The 16674-nt window shown below is 51.3% G+C and carries 14 protein-coding genes and 1 tRNA gene; 8 read left to right on the top strand and 7 right to left on the bottom strand.

The features are described 5' to 3' along the window. The first annotated feature begins 8 nt into the window (after positions 1-8). From cydD to ATB02_RS01675, 5 genes are all read left to right on the top strand, one after another. Entirely contained in the window at positions 9-1775 is a 1767-nt protein-coding gene (gene cydD / locus ATB02_RS01695) for a heme ABC transporter permease/ATP-binding protein CydD (RefSeq protein WP_001043631.1), read from the top strand. Then, positions 1776-3497: a heme ABC transporter ATP-binding protein/permease CydC gene (gene cydC, locus ATB02_RS01690; protein WP_032183844.1), complete on the top strand. Its 1722-nt coding sequence runs from the start codon at positions 1776-1778 to the stop codon at positions 3495-3497. 41 nt (positions 3498-3538) lie between these two features. Then, entirely contained in the window at positions 3539-4243 is a 705-nt protein-coding gene (gene aat, locus ATB02_RS01685; protein ID WP_032183842.1) for a leucyl/phenylalanyl-tRNA--protein transferase, read from the top strand. Positions 4244-4527: 284 nt separating this feature from the next. Then, positions 4528-4746: a translation initiation factor IF-1 gene (gene infA, locus ATB02_RS01680; protein WP_001040187.1), complete on the top strand. Its 219-nt coding sequence runs from the start codon at positions 4528-4530 to the stop codon at positions 4744-4746. A 258-nt stretch (positions 4747-5004) separates the two neighbouring features. Then, positions 5005-5092: transfer RNA gene (locus ATB02_RS01675), tRNA-Ser, on the top strand. A gap of 343 nt (positions 5093-5435) precedes the next feature. Here ATB02_RS01675 and clpA read toward each other — a convergent pair. The 3 genes from clpA to yljB all read right to left on the bottom strand — a co-directional run bounded on the left by clpA (position 5436) and on the right by yljB (position 8236). Further along, on the bottom strand, positions 5436-7712 hold the full coding sequence (gene clpA, locus ATB02_RS01665) for an ATP-dependent Clp protease ATP-binding subunit ClpA (protein WP_000934050.1): 2277 nt from the start codon (positions 7710-7712) through the stop codon (positions 5436-5438). Positions 7713-7742: 30 nt separating this feature from the next. Then, on the bottom strand, positions 7743-8063 hold the full coding sequence (clpS, locus tag ATB02_RS01660) for an ATP-dependent Clp protease adapter ClpS (protein ID WP_000520781.1): 321 nt from the start codon (positions 8061-8063) through the stop codon (positions 7743-7745). A gap of 98 nt (positions 8064-8161) precedes the next feature. After that, complete coding sequence (gene yljB / locus ATB02_RS26565; RefSeq protein WP_001406719.1) at positions 8162-8236, bottom strand: protein YljB; 75 nt, start codon at positions 8234-8236, stop codon at positions 8162-8164. A gap of 149 nt (positions 8237-8385) precedes the next feature. On the opposite strand from yljB, the gene cspD reads away from it, so the two are divergent. Continuing rightward, complete coding sequence (gene cspD, locus ATB02_RS01655) at positions 8386-8610, top strand: cold shock-like protein CspD (protein ID WP_000410785.1); 225 nt, start codon at positions 8386-8388, stop codon at positions 8608-8610. Positions 8611-8682: 72 nt separating this feature from the next. On the opposite strand, the gene macB is transcribed toward cspD, so the two are convergent. Both macB and macA read right to left on the bottom strand, forming a co-directional pair. Further along, the gene (macB, locus tag ATB02_RS01650) at positions 8683-10629 is read right to left on the bottom strand and encodes a macrolide ABC transporter ATP-binding protein/permease MacB (RefSeq protein ID WP_000188165.1); all 1947 of its coding nucleotides are present in this window, start codon (positions 10627-10629) and stop codon (positions 8683-8685) included. Next, complete coding sequence (gene macA, locus ATB02_RS01645) at positions 10626-11741, bottom strand: macrolide transporter subunit MacA (protein WP_000746460.1); 1116 nt, start codon at positions 11739-11741, stop codon at positions 10626-10628. Before macA ends, macB begins: the two co-directional genes overlap by 4 nt. Before the next feature lie 150 nt (positions 11742-11891). Between macA and ATB02_RS01640 the strand changes: the two genes are divergently transcribed. Continuing rightward, positions 11892-12848: a VirK/YbjX family protein gene (locus ATB02_RS01640; protein WP_157945198.1), complete on the top strand. Its 957-nt coding sequence runs from the start codon at positions 11892-11894 to the stop codon at positions 12846-12848. Here ATB02_RS01640 and ATB02_RS01635 read toward each other — a convergent pair. Then, complete coding sequence (locus ATB02_RS01635) at positions 12845-14503, bottom strand: ATP-dependent endonuclease (RefSeq protein ID WP_000599806.1); 1659 nt, start codon at positions 14501-14503, stop codon at positions 12845-12847. The genes ATB02_RS01640 and ATB02_RS01635 overlap by 4 nt on opposite strands. A 425-nt stretch (positions 14504-14928) precedes the next feature. Between ATB02_RS01635 and aqpZ the strand changes: the two genes are divergently transcribed. Next, entirely contained in the window at positions 14929-15624 is a 696-nt protein-coding gene (gene aqpZ / locus ATB02_RS01630) for an aquaporin Z (protein ID WP_074501056.1), read from the top strand. Between the two features lie 504 nt (positions 15625-16128). Here aqpZ and ATB02_RS01620 read toward each other — a convergent pair. After that, on the bottom strand, positions 16129-16674 hold a 546-nt coding region (locus ATB02_RS01620), incomplete at its 5' end, for an IS110 family transposase (protein WP_123059820.1).

Genomic DNA, 16674 nt, shown 5'->3' with positions numbered 1-16674 from the left:
AGCGTGCAATGAATAAATCCCGTCAAAAAGAGTTAACCCGCTGGTTAAAACAGCAAAGCGTCATCTCCCAACGTTGGCTGAATATTTCTCGTCTACTGGGCTTTGTGAGCGGCATATTGATCATTGCCCAGGCCTGGTTCATGGCGCGTATTCTGCAACATATGATTATGGAGAGTATTCCCCGTGAAGCCCTGCTGCTTCCCTTTACGTTACTGGTTCTGACCTTTGTACTGCGCGCATGGGTGGTCTGGTTACGCGAACGAGTGGGTTATCACGCCGGGCAGCATATCCGCTTTGCCATCCGCCGTCAGGTTCTCGACCGTCTGCAACAAGCAGGGCCAGCGTGGATTCAGGGTAAACCGGCAGGTAGTTGGGCGACGCTGGTACTCGAGCAAATTGACGATATGCATGATTACTATGCACGCTACCTGCCACAAATGGCGCTGGCGGTATCGGTGCCGCTGCTGATTGTGGTGGCTATCTTCCCCTCTAACTGGGCTGCAGCACTCATTCTGTTGGGTACTGCACCGTTAATTCCCTTGTTTATGGCGCTGGTTGGAATGGGAGCTGCCGATGCTAACAGACGTAACTTTCTTGCACTTGCTCGCTTAAGTGGACATTTCCTCGATCGCCTGCGCGGCATGGAAACATTGCGTATTTTTGGTCGTGGCGAAGCTGAAATTGAAAGTATTCGTTCTGCTTCGGAAGATTTCCGCCAACGGACAATGGAAGTGCTACGGCTGGCGTTTTTATCCTCCGGCATTCTCGAATTTTTTACCTCGCTGTCAATTGCTCTGGTGGCGGTCTACTTTGGTTTTTCCTACCTCGGCGAGCTGGATTTTGGTCACTACGATACTGGCGTGACGCTGGCTGCGGGGTTTCTGGCCCTGATCCTTGCGCCGGAGTTTTTCCAGCCATTGCGCGATCTGGGTACGTTTTATCATGCTAAAGCCCAGGCTGTTGGCGCGGCGGACAGTCTGAAAACGTTTATGGAAACCCCGCTCGCCCATCCGCAGCGCGGTGAGGCTGAATTAACGTCGGCCGATCCGGTGACCATTGAGGCCGAGGATCTGTTTATCACGTCGCCGGAAGGTAAAACGCTGGCAGGTCCGTTGAACTTTACTTTGCCAGCAGGCCAACGAGCGGTGTTGGTTGGTCGTAGCGGTTCAGGTAAAAGCTCACTACTGAATGCGCTTTCCGGTTTTCTTTCATATCAGGGATCGCTACGAATCAACGGAATAGAATTACGTGATTTATCACCGGAATCATGGCGTAAGCATCTCTCCTGGGTTGGTCAAAATCCACAATTACCAGCAGCAACACTACGAGATAACGTACTGCTGGCACGACCTGATGCCAGCGAACAAGAGTTACAAACAGCACTGGATAACGCGTGGGTCAGTGAGTTTCTACCGCTCCTGCCACAAGGAGTTGATACGCCTGTTGGCGACCAGGCTGCCCGCCTTTCCGTAGGCCAGGCACAACGTGTGGCGGTGGCGCGTGCATTACTGAATCCCTGTTCGCTATTACTGTTGGATGAACCCGCAGCAAGCCTTGATGCTCACAGTGAACAGCGCGTAATGGAGGCGCTGAATGCCGCCTCTCTGCGCCAGACAACGTTAATGGTCACCCACCAGTTAGAAGATCTTGCTGACTGGGATGTCATTTGGGTAATGCAGGATGGTCAGATTATCGAGCAAGGACGTTACGCGGAATTAAGCGTGGCTAACGGTCCTTTTGCCACATTGCTGGCCCATCGTCAGGAGGAGATTTAAATGCGCGCTTTGCTACCCTATCTGGCTCTGTATAAACGTCATAAATGGATGTTAAGCCTTGGCATTGTGCTAGCAATTGTCACACTGCTCGCCAGTATCGGTCTGTTGACACTTTCCGGCTGGTTCCTCTCCGCCTCAGCGGTGGCGGGCGTTGCAGGACTGTATAGCTTCAACTATATGCTACCCGCTGCAGGCGTGCGTGGCGCAGCAATCACCCGTACCGCCGGGCGTTATTTTGAACGTCTGGTGAGCCATGACGCGACTTTCCGCGTGTTGCAGCATCTGCGCATTTACACCTTCAGCAAATTGCTCCCCCTCTCCCCTGCCGGACTGGCGCGCTATCGTCAGGGCGAATTGCTCAACCGCGTGGTGGCGGATGTTGATACGCTCGATCATCTTTACCTGCGCGTTATCTCGCCGCTGGTGGGCGCTTTTGTGGTGATTATGGTGGTGACAATCGGGTTAAGTTTCCTTGATTTCACCCTCGCCTTTACGCTGGGCGGCATTATGTTACTGACGCTTTTGCTGATGCCACCGCTGTTTTATCGTGCGGGAAAAAGCACCGGGCAAAATCTGACTCATCTTCGCGGGCAGTATCGCCAACAACTGACAGCCTGGCTGCAAGGGCAAGCTGAGCTGACCATTTTTGGTGCCAGCGATCGTTATCGCACGCAATTAGAGAATACTGAAATTCAGTGGCTGGAAGCGCAACGCCGTCAATCTGAACTGACAGCTTTGTCGCAAGCAATAATGCTGTTAATTGGCGCGTTAGCGGTGATCCTGATGCTGTGGATGGCGTCTGGCGGCGTTGGTGGCAATACTCAACCAGGCGCGTTAATTGCCCTGTTTGTCTTCTGTGCGTTAGCCGCGTTTGAAGCACTGGCACCAGTAACGGGTGCATTTCAGCATCTGGGGCAAGTCATTGCCTCTGCCGTACGGATCACCGATTTAACGGATCAAAAACCTGAAGTCACCTTCCCTGATACCCAAACCCGTGTTGCCGATTGCGTTTCGCTGACGTTACGGGATGTTCAGTTCACTTATCCGGAGCAATCCCAACAAGCACTGAAAGGGATTTCTCTTCAAGTAAACGCCGGAGAACATATTGCGATTCTCGGGCGAACCGGATGCGGTAAATCAACATTGTTACAACTGCTGACCCGCGCATGGGACCCGCAACAGGGCGAGATTTTACTTAACGATAGTCCCATAGCCAGCCTGAACGAAGCAACTCTGCGCCAGACCATCAGCGTTGTGCCACAGCGAGTGCATCTGTTTAGCGCCACGCTGCGTGATAATCTGTTACTCGCCTCGCCTGGCAGTAGTGATGAAGCTCTGGCGGAGATCTTGCGTCGAGTTGGTCTGGAGAAGCTGCTCGAGGATGCAGGTCTCAACAGTTGGTTAGGTGAAGGCGGACGCCAGCTCTCCGGTGGTGAACTGCGCCGTCTGGCTATCGCCCGTGCGCTGTTACATGATGCGCCACTGGTATTGCTGGATGAACCTACCGAAGGCTTAGATGCCACAACTGAAAGTCAGATCCTTGAATTACTTGCAGAAATGATGCGTGAGAAAACGGTGTTAATGGTCACCCATCGACTTCGCGGGCTCTCTCGTTTCCAGCAAATAATAGTGATGGACAACGGGCAAATTATTGAGCAAGGTACTCACGCAGAACTGCTTGCCCGACAGGGGCGTTATTACCAGTTTAAGCAGGGTTTGTAAGCTATTATTGAACGATCCGACTTGCGTGGGGTTTTGCGGTCATGCGCCTGGTTCAGCTTTCTCGCCATTCAATAGCCTTCCCTTCCCCGGAAGGCGCATTACGTGAGCCTAACGGCCTGCTGGCACTGGGGGGCGATCTTAGCCCTGCGCGCCTGTTAATGGCTTATCAGCGTGGTATTTTTCCGTGGTTTTCTCCAGGCGACCCCATCCTCTGGTGGTCGCCCGATCCTCGCGCGGTACTATGGCCTGAATCATTGCATATCAGCCGTAGTATGAAACGATTTCATAAACGCTCGCCCTATCGTGTCACGATGAATTACGCCTTTGGTCAGGTCATTGAAGGCTGTGCCAGCGATCGCGAAGAAGGAACCTGGATCACGCGTGGCGTGGTCGAAGCCTACCATCGCCTTCACGAACTCGGTCATGCCCACTCCATCGAAGTCTGGTGTGAAGATGAGCTTGTCGGCGGTATGTACGGCGTGGCCCAGGGAACGCTATTTTGTGGCGAGTCTATGTTCAGCCGGATGGAAAACGCGTCCAAAACAGCGCTACTGGTCTTCTGTGATGAATTTATCCGTCACGGTGGCAAACTTATCGACTGCCAGGTCCTTAACGATCACACAGCTTCGCTTGGTGCCTGCGAAATTCCCCGCCGGGATTATCTAAATTATCTCAATCAAATGCGCCTCGGACGATTGCCGAATAATTTCTGGGTACCACGGTGCTTGTTTTCACCACAAGAATGAATGTTTTCGGCACATTTCTCCCCAGAGTGTTATAATTGCGGTCGCAGAGTTGGTTACGCTCATTACCCCGCTGCCGATAAGGAATTTTTCGCGTCAGGTAACGCCCATCGTTTATCTCACCGCTCCCTTATACGTTGCGCTTTTGGTGCGGCTTAGCCGTGTGTTTTCGGAGTAATGTGCCGAACCTGTTTGTTGCGATTTAGCGCGCAAATCTTTACTTATTTACAGAACTTCGGCATTATCTTGCCGGTTCAAATTACGGTAGTGATACCCCAGAGGATTAGATGGCCAAAGAAGACAATATTGAAATGCAAGGTACCGTTCTTGAAACGTTGCCTAACACCATGTTCCGCGTAGAGTTAGAAAACGGTCACGTGGTTACTGCACACATCTCCGGTAAAATGCGTAAAAACTACATCCGCATCCTGACGGGCGACAAAGTGACTGTTGAGCTGACCCCGTACGACCTGAGCAAAGGCCGCATTGTCTTCCGTAGTCGCTGATTGTTTTACCGCCTGATGGGCGAAGAGAAAGAACGAGTAAAAGGTCGGTTTAACCGGCCTTTTTATTTTGTGATATGTATGAAGTACTTTGGAAGTATAAGTCCATAACATAACTTGTCTCGATGTAGATATACTGCACAACTTGTTTACAGTATGAGCAAACAATAATTATCATTAAAATTCTTCTTGACCGTTTTACTCCAACTCCCTATAGTAGCGCCCCGTTGCCCCCCATGAGGTCAGGCAGCAAAACAATTTGGTGAGGTGTCCGAGTGGCTGAAGGAGCACGCCTGGAAAGTGTGTATACGGCAACGTATCGGGGGTTCGAATCCCCCCCTCACCGCCATATTTGAAGAAGAGTTCGTACGAAAGTACGGGCTTTTTTTTCGCATTTTATCTGCCTGTACGGCAGTGAACGGTATAAAAATCGAGTTTTTCTTTCGGTTGGCTTTCTAAGCTGCCTGTACGGCAGTGAACTCAAATACTACACGTTTAGCTCGTTGTTAATAAAGAAAAATCATCTCATTTTCCTGCTGCCACCCTTTTTTATTCTTACCTTCCAGCACCATTAATTATCAACAACTTACCTTCACCTCCAAAAATAGGGTTTTCACCATTCCACCCTACAAATAAAAAGTCCGTAACCCCTGACGAGATTACGGACTTCACAAACCTACCTAACAATCAGATTAATGCGCTGCTTCCGCCTTGTGCTTTTGTGCACTCTGGAATCCGTAAGTCAGCTCATTTTTCTCTTTATCCAGCGCAACCGTCACCTGACCGCCGTCCACCAGCGAACCAAACAACAGTTCGTTGGCGAGCGGTTTTTTCAGGTTGTCCTGGATGACACGCGCCATCGGACGTGCGCCCATTGCCCGGTCGTAACCTTTCTCGGCCAGCCAGTTACGCGCTTCCTGGCTCACTTCCAGAGAAACACCTTTCTGATCCAACTGAACCTGCAACTCGACGATGAATTTGTCCACTACCTGATGGATCACGTCGGTGGAGAGATGATCGAACCAGATAATGTTGTCGAGACGGTTACGGAATTCCGGTGTAAAGATCTTCTTGATCTCTTCCATCGCATCGGTGCTGTTATCCTGGTGGATAAGACCAATGGATTTACGCTCAGTTTCCCGTACCCCGGCATTAGTGGTCATCACCAGCACCACGTTACGGAAGTCCGCTTTGCGTCCGTTGTTATCGGTCAGCGTACCGTTGTCCATCACCTGCAACAGAATATTGAACACGTCCGGGTGCGCTTTCTCGATTTCGTCCAGCAGCAGCACCGCATGAGGATGCTTGATGACCGCATCAGTCAGCAAACCGCCCTGATCAAAACCAACGTATCCCGGAGGCGCACCAATCAGACGGCTGACGGTATGGCGTTCCATATACTCGGACATATCAAAGCGCAGAAGCTCAATGCCCAAAGCTTTCGAAAGCTGTACCGTCACCTCTGTTTTCCCGACCCCGGTAGGGCCGGCAAACAGGAACGAACCGACTGGTTTATGTTCGTGACCTAAACCTGCACGCGCCATCTTAATGGCTTCAGTCAGCGCCTCAATGGCTTTATCCTGACCGAAGACCAGCATTTTCAGGCGATCGCTGAGGTTTTTCAGGGTATCGCGGTCACTCTGAGAAACACTCTTCTCTGGAATGCGCGCAATACGGGCCACCACGGACTCAATATCCGCCACATTAACGGTTTTCTTGCGTTTGCTTACCGGCATCAGGCGTGCGCGAGCGCCCGCTTCGTCGATAACGTCAATGGCTTTATCCGGCAGATGACGATCGTTAATGTATTTCACCGCCAGCTCTACCGCTGCACGCACCGCTTTTGCGGTATAACGCACGTCATGGTGCGCTTCGTACTTCGGTTTCAGGCCGTTGATGATCTGTACGGTTTCTTCGATCGACGGTTCAGTAATATCAATTTTCTGGAAGCGACGCGCCAGAGCACGGTCTTTCTCGAAAATGTTGCTGAACTCCTGATAGGTTGTCGAACCAATTACGCGAATTTTACCGCTTGAGAGCAACGGTTTGATCAGGTTAGCCGCATCAACCTGACCACCAGAGGCTGCACCCGCACCGATAATGGTGTGGATCTCATCAATAAACAGGATGCTGTTAGTGTCCTGCTCCAGCTGCTTGAGCAACGCTTTAAAACGTTTTTCAAAGTCGCCGCGATATTTAGTGCCCGCTAACAGAGAACCGATATCGAGAGAGTAAATCGTACAGTCAGCCATCACTTCCGGCACATCGCCCTGAACAATTCGCCAGGCAAGACCTTCCGCAATCGCGGTTTTACCGACACCAGACTCCCCCACCAGCAGCGGGTTGTTTTTACGGCGACGGCAGAGAACCTGAATAGCACGCTCCAGCTCCTTCTCACGACCAATCAGTGGGTCGATTCCGCCCACACGCGCAAGCTGATTCAGGTTCGTCGTGAAATTCTCCATACGTTCCTCCCCACCAGCTTGTTCTTCGCTGTTTGGCTGGCTGCCAGGATCAGAAGACTGTGTCGGCTCGTCTTTACGCGTGCCATGAGAGATAAAGTTCACCACATCGAGACGGCTGACTTCATGTTTGCGCAACAGATATGCCGCCTGCGACTCCTGTTCGCTAAAGATAGCGACCAGAACGTTTGCACCGGTAACCTCATTGCGACCGGAGGACTGGACATGGAAGACCGCACGTTGCAGTACACGCTGAAAACTCAGCGTTGGCTGTGTGTCGCGCTCCTCTTCACTGGCAGGCAGAACGGGTGTGGTTTGTTCAATAAAGGCTTCCAGTTCCTGACGGAGCGCAACCAAATCCACAGAACACGCTTCCAGCGCCTCCCGGGCAGATGGGTTACTGAGCAGCGCCAGTAACAAGTGCTCGACGGTCATAAACTCATGACGGTGCTCGCGCGCTCTGGCGAAAGCCATATTTAAACTGAGTTCCAGTTCTTGATTGAGCATAGGCACCTCCCCCAATTTTTATGCCTGCATTCAGGCTTTTTCTAGCGTACACAGCAATGGATGCTCATTCTCCCTCGCGTACTTGTTCACCATCGCCACTTTGGTTTCTGCAACCTCGGCGGTAAAGACTCCGCAAATGGCCTTCCCCTGGTAGTGAACAGCGAGCATCAATTGCGTTGCACGTTCTACATCATAAGAAAAGAATTTTTGTAACACGTCAATAACAAACTCCATCGGAGTGTAATCATCATTGACTAATATCACTTTATACATAGATGGCGGTTTTAGCGCGTCGCGAACTTTTTCTTCCGCCAGTTGATCAAAGTCCAGCCAGTCGTTCGTTTTACCCATTGTCAGTTATCATCTTCGGTTACGGTTATCGGCAGAACGCCCTGCCGCTGACAAGAGCTTATTTGCCTGACCAATCTACTCCACATGATAGATAACTATCATCTATCGTTGGCATCAGCGACATCTGTCACATTCCTGTCAATAGCGTTAACTGCTTCAAATTTTTGATTCATACCTGCCCCCTGGCCCCTGTCAAATGCTTGACGGCTCGCCCTAATTCTCTAAATTGTATTTCTAGAGTTGGCGAGGTTTTGAACAGCCCCCTCTCTGACCCCGGTTTATTCCATCTTACTTGTATAAGATTTGCGAAGGATGTCGAAGCATGGAAAAGGGTACTGTTAAGTGGTTCAACAATGCCAAAGGGTTTGGTTTCATCTGCCCTGAAGGCGGCGGCGAAGATATTTTCGCTCATTATTCCACCATTCAGATGGATGGTTACAGAACGCTAAAAGCTGGACAATCCGTTCAGTTTGATGTCCACCAGGGGCCAAAAGGCAATCACGCCAGTGTTATTGTGCCCGTCGAAGTAGAAGCGGCAGTCGCATAGCTCTTCTGTCTCATTGTGTACATCCTAAAGGCAAAATGCCAGCCCGATCGGCTGGCATTTTTATCTCAAAAATTACTCTCGTGCCAGAGCATCTACTGGATCCAGTCGTGCCGCATTTCGTGCGGGTAACCAGCCAAATAAAATCCCGGTGACCGTCGAGCAGAGAAACGCCAGCAGCAGCGCCAACGGTGAAAAACCAATCTCCCAGCCGGGTAAGAAAAGCTGCAAGGTGAAAGCAATTAACAGTGACAGTGTTATTCCCAACGCGCCACCGACCAGGCAAACCAGTACGGCTTCGATCAGAAACTGTTGCAAAACATCGCTTGCTCGCGCACCTACAGCCATGCGAATGCCAATTTCCCGCGTCCGCTCGGTCACTGACACCAGCATAATATTCATTACACCAATACCGCCCACCACCAGCGAAATCACCGCCACCAGCGTCAGAAACAGTTGTAAAGTACGTGTGGTCTTTTCAACGGTTTTCAAGACGCCGTCCATGTTCCAGGTAAAGAAATCCTTCTTACCGTGGCGCAGTGAAAGTAAACGCGTGAGTTGCTGTTCCGCCTCGGCGCTGTCAAAGCCCTCTTTCACCCTGACAGTAATAGAGTTCAGCCACGACTGGCCCATAACTCTCCCGGACATCGTGCTGTAAGGTAACCACACGCGCAGCACTTTACTACTGCCAAACATCGACTGTTTTTCCTCTGCCACGCCGATGACTCTCGCTGGCATATTACCAACCAAGATAACCTCGCCAACCACATTTGCTTTATGGGGGAAAAGCTGACGGCGAGTATTACTGTCGAGAACCACGACTTGCGCACGACCGTTCAGCTGCTCCTGATTAAAGGTGTTCCCTTCACTGAAGGTCATGCCATAGACATTAAAATAATCGCCGCTCACGCCATTGGCACTGGCAGCCACATCGACATTGTTATAACGCAGGCGCAGGTTTTGCGAGACGGCAGGAGTGGCTGAGGCGACCCACGGTTGTTTTTGGATGGCGATTAAGTCGTCGTACTTCAGCGCCTGCTGATATTGCGGATCGTCATCGCCAAAATCTTTCCCGGGATAGACATCAATAGTATTCGTACCAATAGAACGGATATCCGCCAGCACCATTTGTTTAGCGGCATCGCCCACCACGACAATGGAAACCACCGACGCAATACCGATAATAATCCCCAGCATGGTCAGTAAAGTACGCATTTTATTCGCTGCCAGCGCCCGCCACGCCATCGTCAGCGCCTCGTTAAAACCGCTGACAAACTGCCGCCAGCCAGACGCCGTATTGATAACAGGCTCCGTCCCGCCAGCAACATTCACTTTTTCAATGGCGGGAGGATTGCGCACAATTTCGCCGTCGCGAATTTCGATCACCCGCTCGGCCTGAGCAGCGACCTGCGGATCGTGGGTAACGATAATCACCGTATGCCCGCGATCGCGCAGCTGATGCAGGATCGCCATCACCTCTTCGCCAGAATGACTGTCCAGTGCGCCGGTTGGTTCATCGGCAAGAATTACCTGACCGCCGTTCATCAATGCCCGCGCGATGCTGACGCGCTGTTGCTGACCACCCGAAAGCTGTGCCGGGTAATACTCTGTACGGTCTTCCAGCCCCAGTCGTTGCAGTAACTCCTGGGCGCGAAGCAACCGCTGTTTCCGCTCAAGACCGGCATAGACGGCGGGTACTTCAACGTTCTGCTCGGCGGTTAAATGTGAAAGCAAATGGTAACGCTGGAAAATAAAGCCGAAGTGTTCGCGACGCAGTTGCGCCAGCGCATCGGCGTCCAGCATGGCAACATCCTGACCGGCGACGCGATAGGTGCCGCTGGTGGCCTTATCCAGGCAGCCGAGAATATTCATCAGGGTCGATTTACCGGAACCCGAAGCGCCGACAATCGCCACCATCTCACCAGCATAAATATCGAGGGTGATGCCCTTCAGCACCTCAACCTGCTCATCACCGGCAGGATAGCTGCGACGAATATCCTTTAATTCGAGCAAGGGCGTCATTGTGCAGCTCCTGGTTTGGCCTCACCAATCACCACTTCATCGCCCGCTTCCAGCCCTTTGACAATCTCAACGTCGGTATCGTTACGTGCGCCAATTGTCACTTCACGCTCGCGTGTTTCACCATTACGCAACAATTTGACTTTATAACGATTATCGCCAACCGGATCGCCTAACGCCGACAGAGGGATCGTCAGCACATTTTTCACATCGGTGAGCTGAATATGCACTTGCGCGGTCATATCCAGCCGCAGCAAACCATTGGGGTTGGGTACTTCAAAACGGGCGTAATAGAAAATAGCGTCGTTAACCTTTTCCGGCGTCGGTAGCACATCCTTGATTTGCCCCTCATAGCGCGTCAGCGGATCGCCAAGCACCGTAAACCAGGCTTTTTGCCCCGGCTTCAGGTGGATTACATCCGCTTCAGAAACCTGCGCTTTTACCAGCATGGTGCTCATATCTGCCAGCGTCAGAATGTTCGGTGCTTGTTGTGCGGCAATCACCGTCTGGCCTTGCAGAGTGGTGATTTGCGTGACTTCCCCGGCCATCGGGGCAACGATGCGGGTGTAATCGAGATTGGTTTTAGCCGTATCGAGTGAGGCCTGATTGCGCTTGATTTGCGCGTCAATGGTGCCAATTTGCGCCTGTTTCACAGCCATCTCCGTCGCGGCGGTATCGAGATCCTGCTGTGAAACCGCCTGCGTTTGTGCAAGACGTTGCTGACGGGAATACGTCACCCGCGCCAGTTTCAGCTCCGCTTCCGCCTGCTGCCGCTGCGCGCGTAGCTCCATCAGCGTTGCTTCCACCTCCTTGATCTGGTTTTCAGCTTGTTCAGGATCAATAACCCCTAAAAGCTGGTCTTTTTTTACTTTATCGCCAATCGCCACCGACAGCGTTTTCAACTGACCGCTGACCTGTGCACCCACGTCAACCTTACGCAGCGCGTCCAGCTTTCCGGTCGCCAGCACGCTTTGCTGTAAATCACCGGGGCGCACAATCAGCGTCTGATAAGTCGGCACGGGTGCGTTAAGAATTCTCCATAACGTAATCAGCCCGGCAATGACTATCACCAGCGCAATAACGTAACGCTTCTTCACGGTTTTCCGCTTTTTCATAAATATTCTGAATACTCCATATGCCAATCCGGGTCATTAACTTCAACGAAATATCAACAAAACCCTAAAATTTACGTTAGTAATCACACTATTGATGTTTGGTTAAGATACGCCATGGTGAAATCGACGTTATGTATAACCATTGATTTCATGAATATGTCGCAGCTAACTGAACGGACCTTTACGCCATCTGAATCTCTCAGCAGCCTGTCACTTTTTCTTAGTCTGGCACGTGGACAGTGTCGGCCGGGTAAATTCTGGCATCGCCGTAGTTTTCGCCAGAAATTTTTGCTGCGCTCGTTGATTATGCCGCGTTTAAGCGTTGAGTGGATGAACGAACTTTCCCACTGGCCTAATCTCAATGTGTTGTTAACGCGCCAGCCGCGACTGCCTGTGCGTCTGCATCGCCCTTACCTTGCGGCGAATCTTAGCCGTAAGCAATTGCTGGGAGCGTTACGTTACCATTATGCGTTACTCCGCGGATGTATGTCGGCGGAAGAATTCAGCTTATATTTGAATACCCCCGGGCTGCAACTGGCGAAGCTGGAAGGCAAAAACGGCGAGCAGTTCACGCTTGAGCTGACCATGATGATCTCAATGGATAAAGAAGGTGACAGCACAATCCTGTTCCGCAACAGCGAAGGTATTCCTCTGGCAGAGATCACGTTTACCCTGTGTGAATATCAGGGGAAAAGAACAATGTTTATTGGCGGACTGCAAGGCGCAAAATGGGAAATTCCACATCAGGAAATCCAGAATGCGACGAAAGCCTGCCACGGGCTATTTCCCAAACGCCTTGTGATGGAAGCGGCCTGTCTGTTTGCCCAACGTTTGCAGGTAGAGCAGATCATTGCCGTCAGCAATGAAACACATATTTACCGCAGCCTGCGTTATCGCGATAAAGAAGGCAAGATCCATGCTGATTACAACGCGTTCTGGGAGTCGGTTGGCGGCGTATGTGATGCTGAACGCCATTACCGCCTTCCGGCACAGATAGCACGAAAAGAGATTGCCGAAATCGCCAGTAAAAAACGGGCTGAATACCGTCGGCGCTATGAGATGCTCGACGCTATTCAGCCACAAATGGCCACGATGTTTCGCGGTTAATCCGCGCGACCGCGCGCCAGCCACAGCACGCGTGAGAACATTTTTTTCAGCAGTGTCGGTACGGAATCCACACCACGACGTCCTGCCTCCATTGCCACTTCAATGGCAAGATCGGGTTTGGAAGAGCGATGGATCGCTTTCGAGATAATTTTACGCAGATTCATCGGCACATTTTCCGGGATCTGCGCCACGCGGTGGAACACATCGGAAAATCCCTGGCGATACATAAAATGTTCCATATCCAGCGCCGGTAACGCCGTTAAATGTTCTCGTTCGGCTTCCCGATCGTTATTCAACAGGCTGCGTACCGTAGCGGCATACTTCTTCCCGGCTTCATCGCCATCGACCAGTACATGCCATTCAATCCCCATTCGGCGAGCAAATTTAACCAGTGGCTTTAGCCCGGACTGGGCAAACTCAATGACCTTGATCCCTTCGGCATCAAAATGATGTCCGCACTGACGCGCCAGTTCATTGATAACCCAGGTTTCCGTTTCGCCTTCCACCAGCAGCCAGCAGCGTGCAAACAGCGATGACGGACGATTAAAACGAATGTGGAAAGAGATGCGTCGGCTATCTTCGGTACTCAAGCCACTCGGCCCCAGACGCCAGGCGGCAACGCGAGAGGACTCACGTACCAGTCGGCAAACATGCTCTACCGGCGTTAACGAAAGCAGCTCGCCAGAGTTGGTGGTGGCAATGCGCTGCAATGGCAGAAGATTCAACAGATGCCAGGCAACTGAAAGCATAATGGGGTGTAAACGGGTTTCTGGATCTTCGATCAGCAACAATGGACGGGCGTCTTTATCCAGCCGCAATGTGCCTTTTGCCTGCAATAAAGTAGCAAACAGGCCGAGCAAAATAACCCGATACGAGCGCCCTCCAGGCCGGTCAATCATCCGGTTGATGATATCCAGATAACGCCAGCTTCGTTGCTCATTACTGGCCCGCCGCCGCATTAAACGATATCGCGCTTGTCCAGCCCCCTGCTCAGAGAAATAATGCTCAAGCAGCTGCACCATTGCGGAAAGTCCCTGACGAATCTGTCCATCAGAGAGATTTTGCGGATGTGAGGATAATTCACGGGCGAGGAAATCGAGCTGGCGCGCGGTGACTTCCACATTAGGGACATTTGGCACCGTGCCGTTACGAATACGGCGCATAAAACGGGCATCACGCAAGCGCAACACCGGCATTAAACGCACCAGATGGCGTGCCTGATCGTTAATATCCTCGACATCAATCGGATGTCCGTCTTTATCGAGAAAACTGCGGAGTGTCATCACACTGCCATCTTCCGCACTCTCCCCTTCCAGGCGATAAAAAATTCGATGATAACCATCGGTGCATGGCGTCCAGCATGCTTCCAACGGTCGATAGCGGCGTACCCGATGACGGCCTGGCAGCGATTCGCGGAAGGTCAAAATAATATGCAGATGATGTTCCCGCCCGTTGATATCTCCCGGCGGAAACCAGAAATCGTCGCGCTCAAAATGGTAGAGATCTGATTCTGGCGATAGCAGCAGGGTTAAGGCGTCCAGCAAGCTGGATTTACCCCACGCGTTCTCCCCAATCAGGACGTTGTTTTGTTCCAGCATCAACGATAAACGGTTGATACCGCGAAAACCCACAATTTCAACGCGCTCAAGAATCATATCCCCTCCAGAAATATGTGACTTATCCTTTACGCTGGCAGTATAACGGGAAAGGCCTTGCTAATACGTGATGACATCACATTTAAGCATGGCAAATGTCTGAAAAATGAGCGAATAATCGCGTTATACTCCCTCTTGCTGATAAGTCTGCAAAAACAACAAAATCAAATAATTAGCATGATAAATTATTTTTTATTACGCCTAAAGGATTAAATCTTTTGCTTGCACTACACTGTCAATCAGACAAATGACTATATGGGGCAACCCGCTGTTGCCCTAAATCAAATTTACTGGATTTATTTATCTGGTGAATGACTCGCCTTCGTTTTTAAAATAGCCGCGCATTATTTCCGTCGTCACTTTTTTACGACGACCCTATAAAACGACCATATTTTTCACAGGGTCAATTTTTAATTGAGGTGGATATGTTCAGAAAATTAGCAGCTGAATGTTTTGGTACTTTCTGGCTTGTTTTTGGTGGCTGTGGTAGTGCCGTACTGGCCGCAGGCTTCCCGGAATTAGGTATTGGTTTTACCGGCGTGGCGCTGGCATTCGGTTTAACCGTTCTGACGATGGCCTTCGCTGTTGGTCATATTTCTGGTGGTCATTTTAACCCGGCGGTCACTATTGGCTTATGGGCTGGCGGACGTTTTCCGGCAAAAGAAGTCGTTGGCTACGTAATTGCCCAGGTTGTCGGCGGTATTGTTGCAGCGGCGCTGCTGTATTTAATTGCCAGTGGTAAAACGGGATTTGACGCGGTAGCCAGCGGTTTTGCTTCTAACGGTTATGGCGAGCATTCACCAGGCGGTTATTCCATGCTTTCCGCGCTGGTAGTTGAACTGGTATTGAGTGCAGGTTTCTTGCTGGTGATCCACGGCGCAACCGACAAATTCGCTCCGGCGGGTTTTGCACCAATTGCCATTGGTCTGGCATTAACGCTGATTCACTTAATCAGTATTCCGGTGACTAACACTTCCGTTAACCCGGCGCGCAGTACTGCGGTTGCCATCTTCCAGGGCGGCTGGGCGTTAGAACAACTGTGGTTCTTCTGGGTGGTGCCAATTGTCGGCGGCATTATCGGTGGTCTGATTTACCGGACTCTGCTGGAAAAACGTAATTAATTAACGCAGAAGGCCTGGCGCAATGTCAGGCCTTTTTTAAATATATTGATTCATCTTCCTGTTGCGCTCCTTGATGTGTTAAGCCACATATAGTCACTGGCGCAGGGAGCGCGCAGGGGGCGGCCAATCGCCGCCGCCCCCTGCACCCCCGGGCTCTGGCGAACAAAATCGCCGCTGCGCGGTGCCCTCGACTTATCCCTTGCGGCTACCGGGTCGGGCGCGAGGTAACATATATGGACGCTCCCGGAATGCAATGCTTTCTTCAGTTATGTAATAAAACGGGTAGGTGCAGCCATATATCCGGTTTCTGATGGGATTTTTATCCCGAACCATGATGAAATCCGCCAGGCAGGTACCAATCATCCTCTACGGGCTAACTTGCCCTTGTTACCTCTCGGTGTATCCTGCCTGCGGTCTTACCTGTTTTGCCATCTTCTGAAGTCACCTGCACCTACCAGGACGTTAACTTTTTTTCAGCACCTCGTCAGATTGACTGACCTTGTGTCAGGCGAGCTGCCGAGGTTGATATTCAGTATTGTGTGACAACATTGACCACATGATCCTCGCTGTTTTTGCCGCCATGGCGACAACAGCTACATTGTAGTGCTTCCGCTCAAGGAGTCCCTGAAGCCAGGAATTCTCCTCAACCGCGCCGTTTCGGTTGACCCAGGCGGTAAGTGCGCGTGCGCCGTGAACCAGCAGGTATCGGAAATATCCATCTCCACGTTTGCTGATCCCTCCCAGTTGCTGTTTCCCGCCGCTGGAATGTTCCTTTGGTGTCAGCCCCAGCCATGAAGCGAACTGCTTTGCGGTACTGAATTGTCGGGCATTACCCACTGCTGCTACCACATAAGTGGCCGTTAGCATGCCAACCCCCGGGATCTTGGCCATTCTCTGGCAGGCTTCCTGCGTTCTATACCAGGAGGCCAGAGCTTCTTCTACCTGTTTAACTTGTTCTTCAAGTTCCCGGATATGTTTAGACTGTCTGTAGATGCTGGTTCTGACAAAGGGAGATAAACCATTTTCGCCATCCTCCAGAATGGCTGGCAG

Origin of the sequence: Escherichia sp. MOD1-EC5189, from assembly GCF_002966045.1 — a bacterium.
Taxonomy (GTDB): domain Bacteria; phylum Pseudomonadota; class Gammaproteobacteria; order Enterobacterales; family Enterobacteriaceae; genus Escherichia; species Escherichia coli_F.
The sequence above is the reverse complement of the archived record's forward strand: the minus strand, read 5'-3'. Positions and strand labels throughout refer to the sequence as shown.

Bases quoted from the DNA above. Each gene is read 5' to 3' on its own strand.
- cydD (WP_001043631.1), top strand. From the start codon at position 9: ATGAATAAATCCCGTCAAAAAGAGTTAACCCGCTGGTTAAAACAGCAA.
- cydC (WP_032183844.1), top strand. From the start codon at position 1,776: ATGCGCGCTTTGCTACCCTATCTGGCTCTGTATAAACGTCATAAATGG.
- aat (WP_032183842.1), top strand. From the start codon at position 3,539: ATGCGCCTGGTTCAGCTTTCTCGCCATTCAATAGCCTTCCCTTCCCCG.
- infA (WP_001040187.1), top strand. From the start codon at position 4,528: ATGGCCAAAGAAGACAATATTGAAATGCAAGGTACCGTTCTTGAAACG.
- clpA (WP_000934050.1), bottom strand. From the start codon at position 7,712: ATGCTCAATCAAGAACTGGAACTCAGTTTAAATATGGCTTTCGCCAGA.
- clpS (WP_000520781.1), bottom strand. From the start codon at position 8,063: ATGGGTAAAACGAACGACTGGCTGGACTTTGATCAACTGGCGGAAGAA.
- cspD (WP_000410785.1), top strand. From the start codon at position 8,386: ATGGAAAAGGGTACTGTTAAGTGGTTCAACAATGCCAAAGGGTTTGGT.
- macB (WP_000188165.1), bottom strand. From the start codon at position 10,629: ATGACGCCCTTGCTCGAATTAAAGGATATTCGTCGCAGCTATCCTGCC.
- macA (WP_000746460.1), bottom strand. From the start codon at position 11,741: ATGAAAAAGCGGAAAACCGTGAAGAAGCGTTACGTTATTGCGCTGGTG.
- ATB02_RS01640 (WP_157945198.1), top strand. From the start codon at position 11,892: ATGAATATGTCGCAGCTAACTGAACGGACCTTTACGCCATCTGAATCT.
- ATB02_RS01635 (WP_000599806.1), bottom strand. From the start codon at position 14,503: ATGATTCTTGAGCGCGTTGAAATTGTGGGTTTTCGCGGTATCAACCGT.
- aqpZ (WP_074501056.1), top strand. From the start codon at position 14,929: ATGTTCAGAAAATTAGCAGCTGAATGTTTTGGTACTTTCTGGCTTGTT.